This is a genomic window from Rhodanobacter koreensis, assembly GCF_054782855.1.
This window is the reverse complement of record NZ_BAAGRR010000012.1, coordinates 428,905-445,553: the sequence shown is the minus strand read 5'-3', so window position 1 is coordinate 445,553 and position 16,649 is coordinate 428,905. Positions and strand designations below refer to the sequence as shown.

Genomic DNA, 16,649 nt, shown 5'->3' with positions numbered 1-16,649 from the left:
TCAGGTATCAAGCAAGGCAGCATAACCGTCGCGCGAGTCCGGCCAGTGCGGCACGAAGCCACTGGCACGCAGTCGCGCATTGCTGAGCCGCTTGCTGCCGATGCCAGCCGGTGCCGGGCCATCGGCGGCTGGCGGCACACCGAGCAAGGCAGACAGGTGGTCGTACAGCACATCGAGCGGCAGCGGCGTGTCATCCACACCAAGATACAGCGGCAGCGGATCGACCAGCGACAGCAAATGCACGATCGCCGCGGCGGCATCGTCGACATGGATGCGGTTGGCCCAGTGCGGGTGGGCGCGCGGTACCTGCAGCTGACCCGCGCGCAGGCGTTCGATCAGCTGAAGCCGACCCGGCCCGTACAAGCCGGCCAGTCGCAAAACGACCGAAGATACCGGCTGCATGGCAAGCTCTTGTTCCGCTTCCAGCAGCACACTGCCGTTGAATCCAGGCGGCGCGGGCGGCGTGTATTCGTCGATCCAGTCGCCCGCGTGCTCGCCATGCACCGCACTGGAGGAAACCAGCAGCACGCGCTGCAATGACGCGTGATCGAGCGCATCGAGCAGGTGCCGCAAGCCGTCCACGAACGTACGGCGATAGGCCGCCGCATCGCGTTGGTCCGGTGTCGGCAGGTAGACCAGTTGGGTGATGCCGGCAGGCAGTTCGCGCAGGGTTTCGGGCCGGGTCAGGTCGCCGCGCAGCCAGCGGATGCCGCTGTCGTCCGCTACCAGCGGCCGGCGCCGCAAGGCCCACACCTCGTTGCCCGCCGCCCGCAGGCGCTGCGCCACACGCAGGCCAAGGTCGCCACAACCCGCCAGCAAGATCCGCTCGCTCACCGCCGATTCCTTCACCACAGCCGTCGAATCCGCCCTGTTAGCATCTACCCATGAATCCGTCGCACAACCTTTTCATCATCGGCCCGACCGGTGCCGGCAAGACGTCCATCGGGCGCCGGCTTGCCGAACATTATGGACTGCCCTTCGTCGATCTCGACCAGGAGATCGAGCGCCATTGCGGCGTGGACGTGAGCACGGTGTTCGAGATCGAGGGCGAGGCGGGTTTCCGCCAGCGTGAAAGCGCCTTGCTGGACGAATGCAGCCGACGCAACGGCGTGCTGCTCGCCACCGGTGCCGGCATCGTGCTGGCCGAACATAACCGCCAGCATCTGCACGAGCGCGGCTATGTGGTGTGGCTGCAAACCAGCATCGAGCAGCAACTGGAGCGACTGGAGCGCGACCATCGCCGCCCGCTGCTCGCCGTGCCCAACCGGCGCGAACGGCTGGAGACGATGGCCCAGATTCGCGAGCCGCTGTACCGTGACCTGGCCGATCTGGCCGTCCCCGGCGAACACGGCAGCGTCATCGCCGCCAGCGAACGCTGTATCGCCTTGATCGATCAGCATTGGCAACACCCACCCAACACTCGGCACCAGCAGACCGCATGAACCAGCCGGCACTCCAGACGCTTACCGTCGCACTCGGTCAACGCAGCTATCCGGTATGGATCGGTCGTGAGCTGCTCGCCGACCACACCCGCTGGCGCGCCATGCTGCGCGGCCGGCATGCGCTGGTCATCAGCAATACCACCGTGGCACCGCTGTATCTGGAGCGCGTGGCGCAGGGACTGGACGGCCTGCACTGGTCATCGTTCCTGCTCGATGACGGCGAAGCGCACAAGAGCTTTGCCAATGTCGGCCGCGCGCTGGAGGCACTGGGCCAACTCGGCGCCACCCGCGACGCCTGCGTGATCGCTCTCGGTGGTGGCGTGGTCGGCGATCTGGCCGGCTTCACCGCCGCCTGCTGGATGCGCGGAATCGACTTCATCCAGATGCCGACCACCCTGCTGGCGATGGTCGACTCCTCCGTGGGCGGCAAGACCGGCGTGAACCTGCCGGTCGGCAAGAACCTTGCCGGCGCATTCCACCAGCCGCGCGCCGTAATCGCCGATATCGACACACTGGACACGCTGCCCGAGCGCGAGTACCGCGCAGGGCTGGCCGAGGTGATCAAGGGCGCGGCGATCGGCGACGAAGCCTTCTTCACCTGGCTGGAGCAGCACGCCGACGCGCTGGCCGCGCGCGATTCCGGCACCGTGCTGGAGGCGATCGCGCGCAAGGTGCGCTACAAGGCCGGCGTGGTCGCCCGCGACGAAACCGAACAAGGCGAGCGCGCCCTGCTCAACCTCGGCCACACCTTCGGCCATGCGCTGGAGACTGCCGGGCACTACACCACTCTGCTGCACGGTGAAGGCGTCGCGATCGGCATGCTGCTGGCCACGCAGCTGTCCGAGCGACTCGGCATGAGTGAGCGCGCCAGTACTTCGCGGCTGCAACACTTGCTCGACAAGCTCGGCCTGCCCACCGCCATCCCGTCCGGCATGGATGCGCAACAGCTGCTTGCGCTGATGCGGCTGGACAAGAAGAACACCGCCGGCGTGCTGCGGCTGATTCTGTGGCGCGACGTCGGCCACGCGGAAATTGTCTCCGGCGTCGCCGAAACCGATGTACTGGCCGTTTTGCAGGCTGCCACCCAGCCATAACCAGGCCCTGCCGGGCCCTGCGTCATCTGCACGCTCGCTACCAAGTCGCCAGCCTTCTAGAATGTCGGGCTGGCGGCATACCTTGCCGCACAAGCCCGCCTGGAACCCATGCGCCTCTACCTGCAAACCGTGCCCGGCACTGCCGACGCACCACGCTACGTCCAGATCACGCTGGAGCAGGATCTGCTCGGCGGCTGGACGCTGTACCGCGAATCCGGCACACAGGGCGGCCGCGCGACCATGAAACGCGAGCAGTACCTGGAGCGCGACGAAGCCGTCAGCGCGTTCGAGAAAGCCCGCGATGCCCAGCTCAAGCGCGGGTTCCGCCTGATGTTTGCCCAAGGCCTCGAAGGCCCGTACGGACGTTGATTTTGATGAATGCCCCGCTGAAGAACGACCGCTTCCTGCGCGCCCTGCGCCGGGAGCCCACCGATACCACGCCGATCTGGGTCATGCGTCAGGCCGGCCGCTACTTGCCGGAGTACCGCGCCACCCGCGAACGTGCCGGCAGCTTCATGGGACTGGCACAGAACCCCGAGTTCGCCTGCGAAGTGACCCTGCAGCCGCTGGAACGCTTCGACCTCGACGCTGCGATCCTGTTCTCCGACATCCTCACCATCCCCGATGCGATGGGTCTCGGCCTGAGCTTCGCGCAGGGTGAAGGCCCGCAGTTCGCGCATCCGGTGCGCACAGCGGCCGACATCGCCAGACTCGCCGTACCCGACATGGACGGCGAACTACGCTACGTGATGGACGCAGTACGCCTGATCCGCCGGGAACTCGATGGCCGCGTGCCGCTGATCGGCTTCTCCGGCAGCCCGTGGACGCTGGCCTGCTACATGGTCGAAGGCCAGGGATCGAGGGATTTCGCCACGCTCAAGGCGATGTGCTGGAACGAGCCGAAGCTCGCCCACCAGTTGCTCGACACGCTGGCGCAAGCCGTCGCCGCCTACCTGATCGCCCAGGCCGCCGCCGGCGCGCAGGCGCTGATGGTGTTCGACACCTGGGGCGGCCTGCTCGGTCCGGCCCCGTTCCGCGAATTCTCGCTGCATTACATGACCCAGGTCGTTACCGCACTGAAAGCGGATCCGGCATCACGCGAACTGCCGGTGATCCTGTTCTCCAAGGGCGCCGGCCAGCACCTTGCCGAGATGGCCGGCACCGGCTGCGCAGCGCTCGGCGTCGACTGGACCATCGACCTCGCCGGCGCACGCAAGGCCGTTGCCGGCAAGATCGCGCTGCAAGGCAACCTCGACCCGGCGATCCTGCGCTCCAGCCCCGACGTGATCCGCCGCGAAGCCCGCGCCGTGCTTGACAGCTACGGCAACCACCCCGGCCATGTGTTCAACCTCGGCCACGGCATTACGCCGGAAGTCGATCCGGAGCATGTGAAGGTGTTGGTGGATGAAGTGCACGCGTACGGGCACACGTTGCGTACCTGACGCTTTCCCGACATCGGGCCGACTGTCGTCACCTTCTCCACAAGGTTTCTCCATGCAGCTCTCCGACATCCCCTTCGGCACCACCGACTGGTCGGACATCGAGCGAACCGAACACGCCGGCACCAGCGGCCGCGCTTACTGGCGCACGCAGCATTTTGGCAGTCTGCGGGTCCGGATGGTGGAATACACCCCGGGCTATCTGGCGGACCACTGGTGCGTCAAGGGCCACATCCTGCTATGCCTCGAAGGCGAACTGCATACCGAACTGGAAGATGGCCGTACGTTCATGCTCACCCCCGGCATGAGCTATCAGGTTGCCGACAACGCCGAGCCACACCGGTCTTCCACCCCCATTGGCGCGAAATTGTTCGTCGTCGACTGAAACCACCTGCGCCCCGGCAAACCCGAAGTTTTCTGTTTACCAGGCCTTGCTTCCTTTCCCGACAAGACCAGCCGGCTCTGCCGGGAAAGGCAAACTGATTCGCTACACCGGGACCCACCATGCCCATGGCCTGGGCTGCCAGCACCGGGGCCGTTTTGGCAGCCCCCGCCCTCACCCGTACAATGGCCGTTCTACACCACCTGCGCGTGCTCTTTGCGGCGCGCCATCGCGAGTCCCCATGGAAAAGAGTTTCGAACCCGCCCAGATCGAGTCGACGTGGTATGCGCGCTGGGAGGCCAGCGGCGCGTTCAAGCCATCGGGCAAGGGCGATCCGTACTGCATCCTGCTGCCGCCGCCGAATGTCACCGGCACGCTGCACATGGGGCATGCGTTCCAGCAGACGGTGATGGACATGCTGGTGCGCTACCAGCGCATGCGCGGCATGAACACGCTGTGGCAGGTCGGTACCGACCACGCCGGCATCGCCACCCAGAAGATCGTCGAGAACCAGCTGGCGGTCGAGGACCAGACCCGGCATGACCTCGGGCGCGACGCCTTCGTCGAGCGCGTGTGGAAGTGGAAGGAGGAGTCCGGCTCCACCATCACCAACCAGATGCGCCGCATTGGCGCCGCCGCCGACTGGTCGCGCGAGCGCTTCACCATGGACGAGGGGCTGTCGGCCGCGGTGCGCAAGGTGTTCATCGACTGGTATCGCGCGGGGTTGATCTACCGCGGCAACCGGCTGGTGAACTGGGACCCGGTGCTGGGCACGGCCGTCTCCGATCTGGAAGTGAACAACGTCGAGCGCGACGGCCACATGTGGTCGATCCGTTATCCAGTCGTGGGCAGCGACGAGAGTGTGGTTGTGGCCACCACCCGTCCGGAGACAATGCTGGGCGACGTCGCCGTTGCCGTGCATCCGGAAGACGAGCGCTACGCGCATCTGGTCGGCAAGATGCTGAAGCTGCCGCTGACCGATCGCGAGATTCCAGTGATTGCCGACGACTACGTCGACAAGGATTTCGGCACCGGTTGCGTGAAGATCACCCCGGCGCACGATTTCAACGACTACGCGATCGGCCAGCGCCACAAGCTGGCGCCGATCACCATCTTCACGCTGGCCGCCAAGGTCAACCAGAACGCACCGGAAAAATATCGCGGGCTGGACCGCTACGACGCGCGTAAGCGCGTACTCGCCGACCTCGAAGCCGCCGGCCTGCTGGTCGAAACCAAGTCGCACAAACTGCAGGTGCCGGTGAGCGATCGTTCGGACGCAGTAATCGAGCCGATGCTGACCGACCAATGGTTCGTCGACCTCACCTCCGATGTGCAGAAAGATGGCCGTCCAGGCGGCCGCAAGGCGATCACCCAGCCGGCGCTGGATGCGGTGCGTTCGGGCGAGATCAAGTTCGTCCCGGAGAACTGGGCGACCACGTATACACAGTGGCTGGACAACATCCAGGACTGGTGCATCAGCCGCCAGCTATGGTGGGGACACCGAATTCCTGCTTGGTACGACAAGCACAAGCACCTCTACGTAGCCGAGTCTGCTTACGACGCTCATGTGCAATGGTTCAATGCCAATGAGAACGGCGAAGTACCTAGAAAAGCAGGGCTTCAGGCTGGCGATACAAATGAAGAAATCGATCAGAAGCTACTGCAGTTTGGTTGGTCCGAACGCTTGCACCAAGATCAAGACGTACTCGACACCTGGTTCAGCTCGGCGCTGTGGCCGTTCTCCACGCTCGGCTGGCCGGCGAATGGCCCGGTGAAGAACGAGCGCGGCGAAGTCGTCGCGAACTGGGAACAGGACAAGATCTTCCTGCCCAGCGCCGTGCTGGTCACCGGCTTCGACATCATCTTCTTCTGGGTCGCCCGCATGGTGATGGCGACCAGGTACTTCACCGGCCAGGTACCGTTCCGCGAGGTCTACATCAACGCCATCGTACGCGATGCGGAAGGCCAGAAGATGTCCAAGTCCAAGGGCAACACGCTGGATCCGCTGGACCTGATCGACGGCATCGAGCTGGAACCACTGGTGGCGAAATCCACCAAGTCTTTGCTGATACCGCAGGTGCGCGAGAAGGTCGAGAAGCGTGTCCGCAAGGATTACCCCGGCGGCATCCCGGCGATCGGTACCGATGCATTGCGTTTCACCTTCGCCGCGCTGGCCAGCTACAGCCGCACGATCAACTTCGACATCAGGCGAGCCGAAGGCTACAAGGCGTTCTGCAACAAGCTGTGGAATGCGGCGCGGTTTGTGCTGATGAACCTGCCGGAAGGCGAGATTGCGGCACCGACCGGCGCGCCTGTGACCGAGGCCGAGCGCTGGATCCTCACACGCCTGAAACAGACCCTAAGCGAAGTCGAGCAGCATTTCGTCAGCTATCGCTTCGACCTGCTAGCGCAGTCGCTGTATGAGTTCGTCTGGAACGAATACTGCGACTGGTTCCTGGAACTGTCGAAGCCTGCGTTGAACGGTGACGACGCAACCGCCGCAGCGTCGACCCGCCACACTCTGCTGGTGGTGCTGGAAAGCGTGCTGCGCGCCCTGCATCCGATCATTCCGTTCATCACCGAGGAAATCTGGCAGGGGGTGGCGCCGAAGCTCAAGCTGACCGACAACAGCCTGATGCAGCGGCCGTGGCCGCGTGCGGACGAGATCGCAGCGGACGACGACGCGACGGCCGAGATCGAGTGGTTCAAGAACGTGCTGAGCGGCATCCGCAAGATCCGCTCGGAAATGAACATCTCGCCCGGCAAGGCGATCCCGCTGCTGCTCGCCGACGGCGACGCCGGAGATCGTGCCCGCGTGGCGAAGTTCGCCGCCCAGATCGCCTTCCTCGCCCGCACCGAAGCGCCACAGTGGATCGAACGCGGCGCCGACGAACCCGCTGCCGCCGCTGCCGTGGTCGGCACGCTGCGCGTGCTGATCCCGCTTGCCGGCCTGATCGACCTCGGCGCCGAGAAGACGCGCCTGGCCAAGGAAATCAGCCGCATCGAAGTCGAGATCAGGAAGTGCGAAGGCAAACTCGGCAATGCCAACTTCGTCGCCAATGCTCCTGCCGACGTGGTCGCACAGGAACGCCAGCGCATTGCCGACTGGAATACCACGCTGACGGCACTGCGCGAGCAGGCGCAGAAGCTGGGGTGACGTTTGGCATCTCGGGGGTTTGCCTGCTGCACGTTCCTCTCTGCTGCCATGAGTGGAAAGTCAACAGCGCCTTTATCTATTTCTCGAGATTGCCTGCGGCAATCTCGAGCGCCATCACGATGGCATCCTCGCGGCCATTGCGAGCCGGGTAATAGCGTGGCCGCCGGCCGATCTCGCTGAAACCCACCGACTCGTACAGCGCCCTGGCCAGCGGATTCGATGGCCGCACTTCCAGGAATACGCGCTCGGCGCCGTTCCAGCGCGCAATGTCCAGCAACCGGCCTAGCAGATGGCGGCCCAGCCCGCGACCGCGATATTCCGGTGCAATGCAGATGTTCAGTACATGTGCCTCGCCTGCTCCCATCGACAGGATGCCGTAACCGGCGATGGTCGAGTCCAGGCTCAACACCCAGCACGGATGGCCGGCTTTCAGGCAGTCATTGAAGATGCCGTGCGACCACGGGTAGTCGTAGGAGGCGGCTTCCATCGCGCTGACCACGTCCAGATCGTCGATGCGCATGGCGCGCACCTGGGCAACAGGCCGGACTACCGCGGCCATGGCTTCAGTGCTCCAGCATGGCCAGCGCACGGCGCACGCTGCGCAGTGCGTTCCACAACCGCCGTTTCGCCGCCGCGCTGGTCAGCACCAGCGCCGGCTCGTCGGCCAGCACGATCTGCGCACGATGCAGCACCGCCGCTGACAGGTTGCGCCCCAGCGCATGAGCCTGCGCTTCGCCAAACACCAGATAGGCCCGCGCCTCCGGTACGTCGGTGGCAAGCTGTCCGGCGTACACCGTAACCCGCGCAGCGCGCGCCAGCGTCGCTCCGCACGCGTTCAGCGCACGTCCCAGCAGGTCGAGTTCACGCGCACTGCAGCCCTCCGGCAGGACCACCGCGCAGGCGACACCCGCCGGCGCGCCGGCTACCGGGCTCTCCGTCCGAACCGGTCCGGCGTGATCAGCCGACACCGTGGACGTGCCGCGGCACACCCATGGCGTCACGCCCAGTGCACGCAGGACGCGTTCGCGACGGTCGGTACTGATGGGTTGGCGCAACGACAGGTTCATGGCATACCGCGCCTTGCACGACGGTGCGTGGCCAGTCCCCAGATCGTCCATACCGGGCCGGACAACAGATAGATCGTGAAGCCGACGAACAACACCCGCGCCGGGTCGAGAATCAGCAAGGCGAGCAGCAGCACCGCACCGACCATCCAGACGAACGGCACGCGCTGGTTGTCACCCATCGGCAGTGACTTGAAACTGAAGTAGCGGAACCGGCTGACCATCAGCAGGCCCACGACCACGGCGATCACCGGAGTGACGAAACAGAGGTCGTCACCGGAAAAACCGGACTTTTCCGCGCTCCACACGAACGACATGCACACGGCCGCGGCAGCCGGGCTGGCCAGCCCCTGGAAATAGCGCTTGTCGGCCACCCCGACCTGGGTGTTGAAGCGCGCCAGCCGCAACGCGGCGCAGGCGGCATAGACGAAGGCGGCGGCCCAGCCCAGCTTGGCCCACAGCGGTCCGAAGTCCTGCAATGACGACAGCGACCACGTATACATAACCAGCGCCGGTGCCAGCCCGAAGCTGACCAGGTCGGACAGCGAGTCGTACTGCACCCCGAATTCGCTCTGCGTACCGGTCATGCGTGCCACCCGGCCATCCAGGCCATCCAGCAACGCAGCAATGAACACCGCTATCGCCGCCTCGGTATAACGCCCGCCAATGCTGGCGATAATCGCGTAGAAACCCGCGAACATCGCAGCGGTGGTAAACAGGTTCGGCAGCAGGTAAATACCCCGGTGACGGGGTGGCCGAACTGGCATGGGCTCGCTCATGAATCAGGACCGTGACGGGATACGCGCAGTGTAAACCATCGGCTGCTTGAGTCCGGGCAGCCGGAGTGATAACAAGGGATACTAGGAAATCGTCCGCCGGCATGACCCCTGATATGGAGAACACCATGCACCGTTCGCTGATCGCTGTGGCGCTGCTTTTGCTGGCCCCGCTGGCCACCGCCCAGGTCTACAAATGGACGGATGCCAGCGGCACCGTGCATTACTCGCAGGATGCGCCACCGCAGGGCACCAAATACAAGCAGGTGACGACCACCGGCACGGTGGACCCCATCGCCGCCCCGGCCACCCCGGCCGCCGCCCAGGCAAACAGCGAAGCCACTGCCACATCAGCCACCGCACCGGTGGCCGATACACCGGAAAACCGCAGCAAATTCTGCGTGTCGTTGAAATCCAATCTCGCTGCTCTGCAGGGCAGCGCTCCGGTGGTCATGCAGGTGAATGGCAAGACCACCGCGCTCGACGACGACCAGCGCAAGCAGCAGGCCGGTACCACACAGGCGCAATACGACCAGTACTGCCAAAGCAAATAACCGATCGCCCGTGTCACGGTGCCGGCGGCTTTCGCCTGCCGGCACCGGGTTGTGGCCAGCGACGGTGGCGGCAGACCGCTACAATGGGCGTCTTTATCACGCCGGAACTGCCCGCATGCGCCTCAGCCAATTCCATCTGGCCACCGTCAAGGAAGTCCCTGCCGACGCCGAAATCGCCAGCCATCGGCTGATGCTGCGCGCCGGCATGATCCGCAAGCTCGCCTCGGGCCTGTACACCTGGTCGCCGCTGGGCTTGCGCGTGTTGCGCAAGGTGGAAGCGATCGTGCGCGAGGAAATGAACCGCGCCGGCGCGATCGAAATGCTGATGCCGTCGATCCAGCCGAAGGAATTGTGGGAGGAAACCGGCCGCTGGCAGAAATTCGGCGGCCAGTTGCTGAAAATCAAGGATCGCAAGCAGCAGGAGTTCTGCTACGGCCCGACCCACGAGGAAGTGATTACCGACTTCGCCCGCAACGAACTGAAAAGCTACAAGCAGCTGCCGGTTTTGTTCTACCAGATCCAGACCAAGTTCCGCGACGAGATCCGTCCGCGTTTCGGCGTGATGCGCGCACGCGAATTCCTGATGAAGGATGCCTATTCCTTCCATCTCACCCAGGAATCGCTGGCGGAAACCTATGCGGCCATGTATCAGGCCTATACCCGCATCTTCACCCGGCTCGGACTGACCTTCCGCGCCGTGCAGGCGGATACCGGCGCGATTGGCGGCAATGCCAGCCACGAATTCCAGGTGCTGGCCGATTCCGGCGAAGACGCCATCGCGTTTTCCGACGGTTCCGATTACGCCGCCAATATCGAAAAGGCGGATGCCCTGGCGCCAACCGTCGAGCGTCCGGCTCCCGCTGCCGCCCTGCAACGCGTCGATACCCCCACCCAGAAGACCATCGACGAAGTCGCCGGCTTCCTCAAGGTATCGCCGCAGCAATGCGTAAAGACCCTGCTGGTGCGTGGCCGCGATGGCCTGGTTGCGCTGTGTCTGCGCGGCGATCACGAGATCAACGAGGTCAAGGCCGGCAAGCTGGCCGAGCTGCCGGACGAATCGGTGCTGGCCAGCGAAGAGGAAATCCTCGCCGCCACCGGCACCCGCCCCGGCTTCATCGGGCCGGTCGGCCTGCCGGACTCCATCCCCGTCATTGTCGACCGCGATGCCGCGGTACTCGCTGATTTTGTCTGCGGCGGCAATGCGGACGGCAGCCATTGCACCGGTGCCAACTGGGACCGCGATGCGCGGGTTGCACGCATCGCCGATCTGCGCAATGTGGTCGAGGGTGACCTGTCGCCCGATGGCAAGGGCGTGCTGCACATCGCTCGCGGCATCGAGGTTGGCCACGTATTCCAGCTCGGCCAGAAATACGCCGAGGCGCTCAAGGCCACGGTGCTGGACGACCAGGGCAAGGCCCAGCTGATGACCATGGGCTGCTACGGCATCGGCGTCAGCCGCATCGTCGCCGCCGCGATCGAGCAGCGTCATGACGAGGCCGGCATCCGCTGGCCCGAGGCGATGGCGCCGTGGCGCGTCGTGGTATGCGTGATCAATCAGCGCAACGTGCCGGCCGTGAACGAAGCAGCCGAAGCGTTGTACCAGCGGCTCAGCCAGCACGGCATCGAGACCGCGCTGGACGATCGCGGCCTGCGTCCGGGCGGCATGTTTGCCGACATGGAGCTGATCGGTGTCCCGCACCGCGTGGTGGTGAGTGAGCGCGGTGTGGCTGCCGGCACGCTGGAATACCGCGCCCGCGACGAAAGCGAAAGCCGTTCGGTCAGCGAAGAGGAATTGTTCGCCCTGCTGGGTTGAACAGTCACCGCATCCGCTTTGTCCCGTGAAACGGCCGCCTCGTGCGGCCGTTTCCGTATTCGGAAATAACAAACGGCATAATCCCGGCACTGTTTATTAAAATCACGGATCGTGATTAATCACATTTAATGCGAAAGTAACTTCGGACCAAGTTCAATGCTTTACAACTATTGCGCAAATCAGCGAGAATCGGGCCCGCTGTACCGCGTCGAGCTCAACTCCCCAGAATAAATAGCGAAATCCGAGCCAGACCACTCAATTCAATTACCGATCCCCCGGGAGTCAATCATGGCCGTCGATATCAAGAACCTCAATCATACCCAGCTCAATGACCTGATCAGCAAGGCGCAGGTTCGCCAGAATGAACTGCGCAAGGAGAAGGTCGTCAAATTGCGCGAGAAAGTACACGCGCTGATCAAGGCCGAGGGTTATACCTTCGAGGACATTTTCGGCAGCACGCGCGGCAAGGCCAAGCGCGGCACCGGTACGGTCGCACCGAAATATCGCAACCCGGCCAACCCGGCGCAGACCTGGTCCGGTCGCGGCAAGCGTCCGCACTGGTTCAGCGACGCGCTGAAAGCCGGCAAGAAAGAAAAGGATCTGGCGATCTGATCGCCGATTCATTCTGCCGATCTACGCAAAACGCCGGCCTCGCGCCGGCGTTTTTTATTTTGGAAAGCCATGGATCGCGCAAGCCTAGAATCCTCACCCCAACCTTTTCCCGCAGGGAGAGGGCAAATGTGCCGGGCGGGTTCGCGACCTGCAGGGCTTTCGCGACAGCAAGGTCGCAGGATTCGATCAGCTGCTTTTCATAAAGAGCGGCGCGGAGAGACCAGCAGGTCGCCAAACATCAGACCGCCAACCAGTGCTACCAGCAAGGTCAGCAGCAGCAATCCGGTATCCATGCCCAGCGACGTATCGCGTTCGAGCATGAAAGACATGCTGCGGAAACCGACGCTGCCCGGCACCAGCAACAGGATGCCCGGTTCGCGCACCACCGCGCCCGGCCGTTGCGCATATCTTGCATAGATATTGGCGAAGGCGCTCAGCAACAATCCGCCGAGGAACACGCCAAACGGCGCTGCCGGCAGCGAACCCGAAATCTCGCCACCCCAGCGTGTGGCCAGATAACCCACGATCACCGCTACGATGACTACCGGCCAGTCGCGTCGGGCCGCGCGGAAAAGGATCGCAAACGCGATCGCCGCCACCAGCAGCGCCGGGTAATCGGTCCATGCCGGGAGTGCCGGCAATGCGAAATCACGCGCATGGATGCCCAGTGCGGCACACAGCTGGGTGGCCGCTATCGTGCCGAAGGTGAGCTTGAGCAGGGTCGACATGGCACCGCCCATGCGCGCCATGCCGGAAACCAGGTGCTGGCTGGAAATCTCGCGCACCGCCGTGGTCAGCGACATGCCCGGAACCAGGATGATCAGGCTGGCCAGCACCACCGACTTGATCGCAAGCGGCACCACGAACGCGCTCACCACGATCGTCACCGCTGTGGCCACCAGCGCGCAGATCGCGTCACTGGCCACCGCCAGCCGTGGCCGGGTACCTGCCAGCAAGGTGATGCCGCCGATGACCAGGCCGATCACGCCGGCGACCACCACATCCACCCACGAACTGTGCAGGAACAGCGCCGCAATGCTGCCGGCAGACAATCCGTAGCTGGCGATCACGCCGATCTTCTCCCGACGCGTATCGGGCCGCCCCAGCGCACGCAGCCGATGAAAGCCCTCGCGCAGATCCAGTTCGCCGGCAATGGCACGGTCGGCGATTTCATCGGCCTCGCACAGCCTCGCCAGGTTCACCTCGCCGGGCGCCAGCCGCATTACCTGGGTGCTCTGCGCCACACCCTCCTCGCCCTGGGCCAGGTCGGCAAAGGAAATGATGATCGCGGTGGGGCTGGACCACACATCAGCGACCAGCCCCATTCGCTGCGCAGCGCGGCCGATCGCCATCTCCAGCCGTGGCGCGGAGGTGCCGTACTGATGCAGCCGACGCGCCAGCTCCAGCAGGAACGCCATGCGGGTATTCAACGCCGTGGTGGCGAACTGCCGTCCGCCGGGGAAATCGCCGGCATTCATGTCGCGGCACGCACCTTCAGCGTGGTGCCATCGACCGCAAGCACTTCCACCGTGGTACCCAGCGGCAGGTCCGGTCCGCTGACCAGCCACTGGCCATCGCCGACGCGGGCCTTGCCGCGGCCGTTGATGATCGGCTCGATCAACTCGTAACGCTGGCCGATCATCTGCTCGCCACGACGGTTCAGGCGTTCGCTGCCCGGCTCGCGACGCTCCAGCTTCGACCGCAGCAGGCGCGCGTAGAGCAGGCAGGCGGCCAGTGCCAGCAGGGCAAACAGCACCGCCTGCGCCAGCAGTCCCAGCGATGGCACGACCCACAGCACCACGCCCATCGCCGCAGCCGCCAGGCCGATCCACAACATGAAATAGCCCGGCAGCAGCACCTCGCCGGCGATCAGCAGCAGCGCGAGGATCCACCACAGGTAATGCGCGGAAAGCTCCCACATGGCGGCCACCTCAACGTAGCGGCGGCTGGACCGCCACCGATTTCTGCTGCTGGCCCAGCGACTCCTTTGCCAGCTCGGCGATGCCGGCCAGCGAGCCCAGGATGCCGGTGGCCTCGACCGGCAGCAGCAGCATCTTCTGGTTCGGCGACTTCGCCATTTCCTTCAGGGCCTCGACGTAGTTGTTGGCGACGAAGTAGTTCAACGCATTGACGTTGCCGCCGGCGATCGCGTTGGACACCATCGTGGTGGCCTTGGCCTCCGCCTCGGCCGAACGTTCGCGTGCCTCGGCGGCGCGGAATGCGGCCTCCTTCTCGCCCTCGGCGGCGAGGATCACCGACTGCTTCTCGCCCTCGGCCTTGAGGATCGCCGCCTGGCGGAAACCCTCGGCATCGAGGATGTTGGCGCGCTTCTCGCGCTCGGCCTTCATCTGCCGCGCCATCGCGTCGACCAGGTCGCGCGGCGGTGCGATGTCCTTGATCTCGATGCGGTTGACCTTGACGCCCCACGGATGGGTCGCCTCGTCGACCACCTTGAGCAGCTTGGCGTTGATCGCATCGCGCTGGCTGAGGGATTCATCCAGGTCCATCGAGCCGAGCACGGTGCGGATATTGGTCATGATCAGCGCCAGCGACGCCTGCTCCAGGTTGGACACCTCGTAGGCGGCCTTGGACGCATCCAGCACCTGGTAGAACACCACGCCATCGACGCGCACCACGGCGTTGTCCTTGGTGATGACGTCCTGGCTGGGCACGTCGAGCACCTGCTCCATCATGTTGATCTTGCGTCCGACCGCCTGGTAGATCGGGATCAGGAAATGCAGCCCCGGGCTGAGCGTGCGGGTGTATTTGCCGAAGGTTTCCACCGTCCACTCGAAGCCCTGCGGCACGATGCGCACCAGCTTGGCGATACCCACGACCACGACGAACACAATGACCAGCGCAAGCAACTGTCCCATGGCTTACTCCATTCCCTGATGAAGACTGGAGTATAGGCGAGCCAGCCGCTATCTCGACGCCCCCTGCGGCAGCAGCAGACTCACCCGCAAGCCGCCACCTTCGCGGTTGGCCAGCAGGATCCGGCCACCATGTGCCTCGGAGATCTCGCGTGCCAGCGCGAGGCCCAGGCCCGTACCCGAACGCTTGGTCGAATAGAACGGCAACAGCGCTTGCGCCAGCACGGTTTCGCTCATGCCGGGGCCACGGTCGGCCACCTCGATGCGCAACTCGCGGCCAAGGTCCGTGATGGACAGCGTCACCTCGTCGTCCGCACCGCCCGATTCGTGCGCGTTCTTGATCAGGTTGATCAGCACCTGCTCGATCTGTACCGCATCGAAATGGCCCGGCTCGGTCGGCACCGGCGTGGCCAGCCGGTACTGGCAATGCAGCGCCAGCCCCTCCAGGAACCGCGCCCACGCCACGGGCACCGGCTGCGGCGTGGGCAGCTTGGCGAAACTGGCATAGCCCGCGATGAATCCATGCAGGTGCAGCGCACGCTCGCCGATGGTGGCGAACACGCCGGGCAGGCGCTCGGTCTGTCCGCGCCGCGCCAGCTCCGCACCGGAATGCGCCAGCGAGGAGATCGGCGCCAGCGAATTGTTGAGCTCGTGGCTGATCACCCGGATCACCCGTTTCCAGGTCGCCACTTCCTGCCGCGACAGTTCACGCGTCATGCGCCGGAACAGGTGCAGCCGATGCGGCCGACCCTGCAACCGGAACGCACGCTGCGACAGATGGAAGGTTTCCTCGCTGCCGTCCATCTCCACGCTGAGCAAGGCATCCTCACCGCTTTCCACCGCCTTGCGCAGTGCCTCGGGTGCGTCGGCGAGCAGCTCGGTGAAATCCAGCCCGTTCAGGCTGCGCCCTTCGTTGAACAGATGCCGCGAGGCAATGTTCGAGTAGGCGACGCGGCCGGCTGCATCGGTCAGTACCAGTGCCACCGGCGTGTTCTGCACCACCGTGTCCAGCAGCAGCTCGCGCTGCACGAGATGCTGGCGCTGGTCACGCAGGGTCTGTCCCAGCGCGTTGTGCATGCGGATCAATCCACCCAGTTCATCGCGCCGGTTCACCCCGATGGAAAAGCTGAAGTCGCCATCGCGATAACTGGCCACTGCACCTTCCAGCGCGCGCAGCAGACGGCTCACCGGCGCCATCACCAGGCCAGCCAGCCAGAACGCCAGCGGCAACAGCAAGAGCACGGTCACCAGCATCCCGCCCAGTACGCTCAACTGATTGAACGCGAGCAGCTTCAGGCCATGGTCGCTGCGCGACCATGCCAGCAATTGCGGCAGCGGCCACTGGGTGACGCCGGCATAGATCAACGCACCGGCCAGCGCCGCCACGCCAAGCAGCAGGGTCAGGCGTACCTTGAGGGTAATCAGCGGTCGCATGGCCACAGC

Annotated in this window: 17 protein-coding genes; 9 read left to right on the top strand and 8 right to left on the bottom strand. The window is 64.7% G+C overall.

Annotated elements, in window-relative coordinates; all coding sequences use genetic code 11:
* Entirely contained in the window at positions 1 to 834 is an 834-nt protein-coding gene (locus ACYVKM_RS15565; RefSeq protein ID WP_460878528.1) for an NAD-dependent epimerase/dehydratase family protein, read from the bottom strand.
* A gap of 50 nt (positions 835 to 884) precedes the next feature.
* On the opposite strand from ACYVKM_RS15565, the gene ACYVKM_RS15560 reads away from it, so the two are divergent.
* The 6 genes from ACYVKM_RS15560 (at position 885) to ACYVKM_RS15535 (ending at position 7,514) form a co-directional block, all read left to right on the top strand.
* Complete coding sequence (locus ACYVKM_RS15560; protein WP_460878527.1) at positions 885 to 1,442, top strand: shikimate kinase; 558 nt, start codon at positions 885 to 887, stop codon at positions 1,440 to 1,442.
* Complete coding sequence (gene aroB / locus ACYVKM_RS15555; RefSeq protein WP_460878526.1) at positions 1,439 to 2,536, top strand: 3-dehydroquinate synthase; 1,098 nt, start codon at positions 1,439 to 1,441, stop codon at positions 2,534 to 2,536. The genes ACYVKM_RS15560 and aroB overlap by 4 nt, the downstream gene beginning before the upstream one ends.
* 108 nt (positions 2,537 to 2,644) lie before the next feature.
* Positions 2,645 to 2,905: a WGR domain-containing protein gene (locus ACYVKM_RS15550; protein WP_460878525.1), complete on the top strand. Its 261-nt coding sequence runs from the start codon at positions 2,645 to 2,647 to the stop codon at positions 2,903 to 2,905.
* 5 nt (positions 2,906 to 2,910) lie between these two features.
* Positions 2,911 to 3,978, top strand: a complete 1,068-nt coding sequence (gene hemE, locus ACYVKM_RS15545) for a uroporphyrinogen decarboxylase (RefSeq protein WP_460878524.1) — start codon at positions 2,911 to 2,913, stop codon at positions 3,976 to 3,978.
* 52 nt (positions 3,979 to 4,030) lie between these two features.
* Positions 4,031 to 4,360 (top strand): DHCW motif cupin fold protein, encoded by a 330-nt coding sequence (locus ACYVKM_RS15540; RefSeq protein ID WP_460878523.1) that lies wholly within the window; start codon positions 4,031 to 4,033, stop codon positions 4,358 to 4,360.
* 238 nt (positions 4,361 to 4,598) lie between these two features.
* Positions 4,599 to 7,514, top strand: coding sequence for a valine--tRNA ligase (locus tag ACYVKM_RS15535; RefSeq protein ID WP_460878522.1), 2,916 nt, complete (start codon positions 4,599 to 4,601; stop codon positions 7,512 to 7,514).
* Positions 7,515 to 7,590: 76 nt separating this feature from the next.
* On the opposite strand, the gene rimI is transcribed toward ACYVKM_RS15535, so the two are convergent.
* From rimI to ACYVKM_RS15520, 3 genes are read right to left on the bottom strand one after another with little or no spacing between them, the layout of a single operon-like run.
* Complete coding sequence (gene rimI / locus ACYVKM_RS15530; protein ID WP_460878521.1) at positions 7,591 to 8,073, bottom strand: ribosomal protein S18-alanine N-acetyltransferase; 483 nt, start codon at positions 8,071 to 8,073, stop codon at positions 7,591 to 7,593.
* Positions 8,074 to 8,077: 4 nt separating this feature from the next.
* Entirely contained in the window at positions 8,078 to 8,581 is a 504-nt protein-coding gene (locus ACYVKM_RS15525; protein WP_460878520.1) for a hypothetical protein, read from the bottom strand.
* Positions 8,578 to 9,357, bottom strand: a complete 780-nt coding sequence (locus ACYVKM_RS15520) for a CDP-alcohol phosphatidyltransferase family protein (protein WP_460878519.1) — start codon at positions 9,355 to 9,357, stop codon at positions 8,578 to 8,580. The genes ACYVKM_RS15525 and ACYVKM_RS15520 overlap by 4 nt, the downstream gene beginning before the upstream one ends.
* A 125-nt stretch (positions 9,358 to 9,482) precedes the next feature.
* On the opposite strand from ACYVKM_RS15520, the gene ACYVKM_RS15515 reads away from it, so the two are divergent.
* From ACYVKM_RS15515 to ACYVKM_RS15505, 3 genes are all read left to right on the top strand, one after another.
* Positions 9,483 to 9,908: a DUF4124 domain-containing protein gene (locus ACYVKM_RS15515; protein ID WP_460878518.1), complete on the top strand. Its 426-nt coding sequence runs from the start codon at positions 9,483 to 9,485 to the stop codon at positions 9,906 to 9,908.
* 115 nt (positions 9,909 to 10,023) lie between these two features.
* The gene (locus ACYVKM_RS15510) at positions 10,024 to 11,721 is read left to right on the top strand and encodes a proline--tRNA ligase (protein ID WP_460878517.1); all 1,698 of its coding nucleotides are present in this window, start codon (positions 10,024 to 10,026) and stop codon (positions 11,719 to 11,721) included.
* 288 nt (positions 11,722 to 12,009) lie between these two features.
* Positions 12,010 to 12,333, top strand: a complete 324-nt coding sequence (locus ACYVKM_RS15505; RefSeq protein ID WP_460878516.1) for an H-NS histone family protein — start codon at positions 12,010 to 12,012, stop codon at positions 12,331 to 12,333.
* Positions 12,334 to 12,530: 197 nt separating this feature from the next.
* Here the strand turns inward: ACYVKM_RS15505 and ACYVKM_RS15500 are convergent, their stop codons facing one another.
* From ACYVKM_RS15500 to ACYVKM_RS15485, 4 genes are read right to left on the bottom strand one after another with little or no spacing between them, the layout of a single operon-like run.
* Positions 12,531 to 13,811, bottom strand: a complete 1,281-nt coding sequence (locus ACYVKM_RS15500) for a threonine/serine exporter family protein (protein WP_460878515.1) — start codon at positions 13,809 to 13,811, stop codon at positions 12,531 to 12,533.
* Positions 13,808 to 14,254, bottom strand: a complete 447-nt coding sequence (locus ACYVKM_RS15495; RefSeq protein WP_460878514.1) for an NfeD family protein — start codon at positions 14,252 to 14,254, stop codon at positions 13,808 to 13,810. Before ACYVKM_RS15495 ends, ACYVKM_RS15500 begins: the two co-directional genes overlap by 4 nt.
* A 10-nt stretch (positions 14,255 to 14,264) precedes the next feature.
* Positions 14,265 to 15,209 carry an SPFH domain-containing protein gene (locus ACYVKM_RS15490; protein WP_460878513.1) on the bottom strand — a complete coding sequence of 315 codons (945 nt, stop codon included), beginning with the start codon at positions 15,207 to 15,209 and terminating at the stop codon, positions 14,265 to 14,267.
* Between the two features lie 48 nt (positions 15,210 to 15,257).
* Positions 15,258 to 16,640, bottom strand: coding sequence for a sensor histidine kinase (locus ACYVKM_RS15485; RefSeq protein ID WP_460878512.1), 1,383 nt, complete (start codon positions 16,638 to 16,640; stop codon positions 15,258 to 15,260).
* Between the last annotated feature and the right edge of the window lie 9 nt (positions 16,641 to 16,649).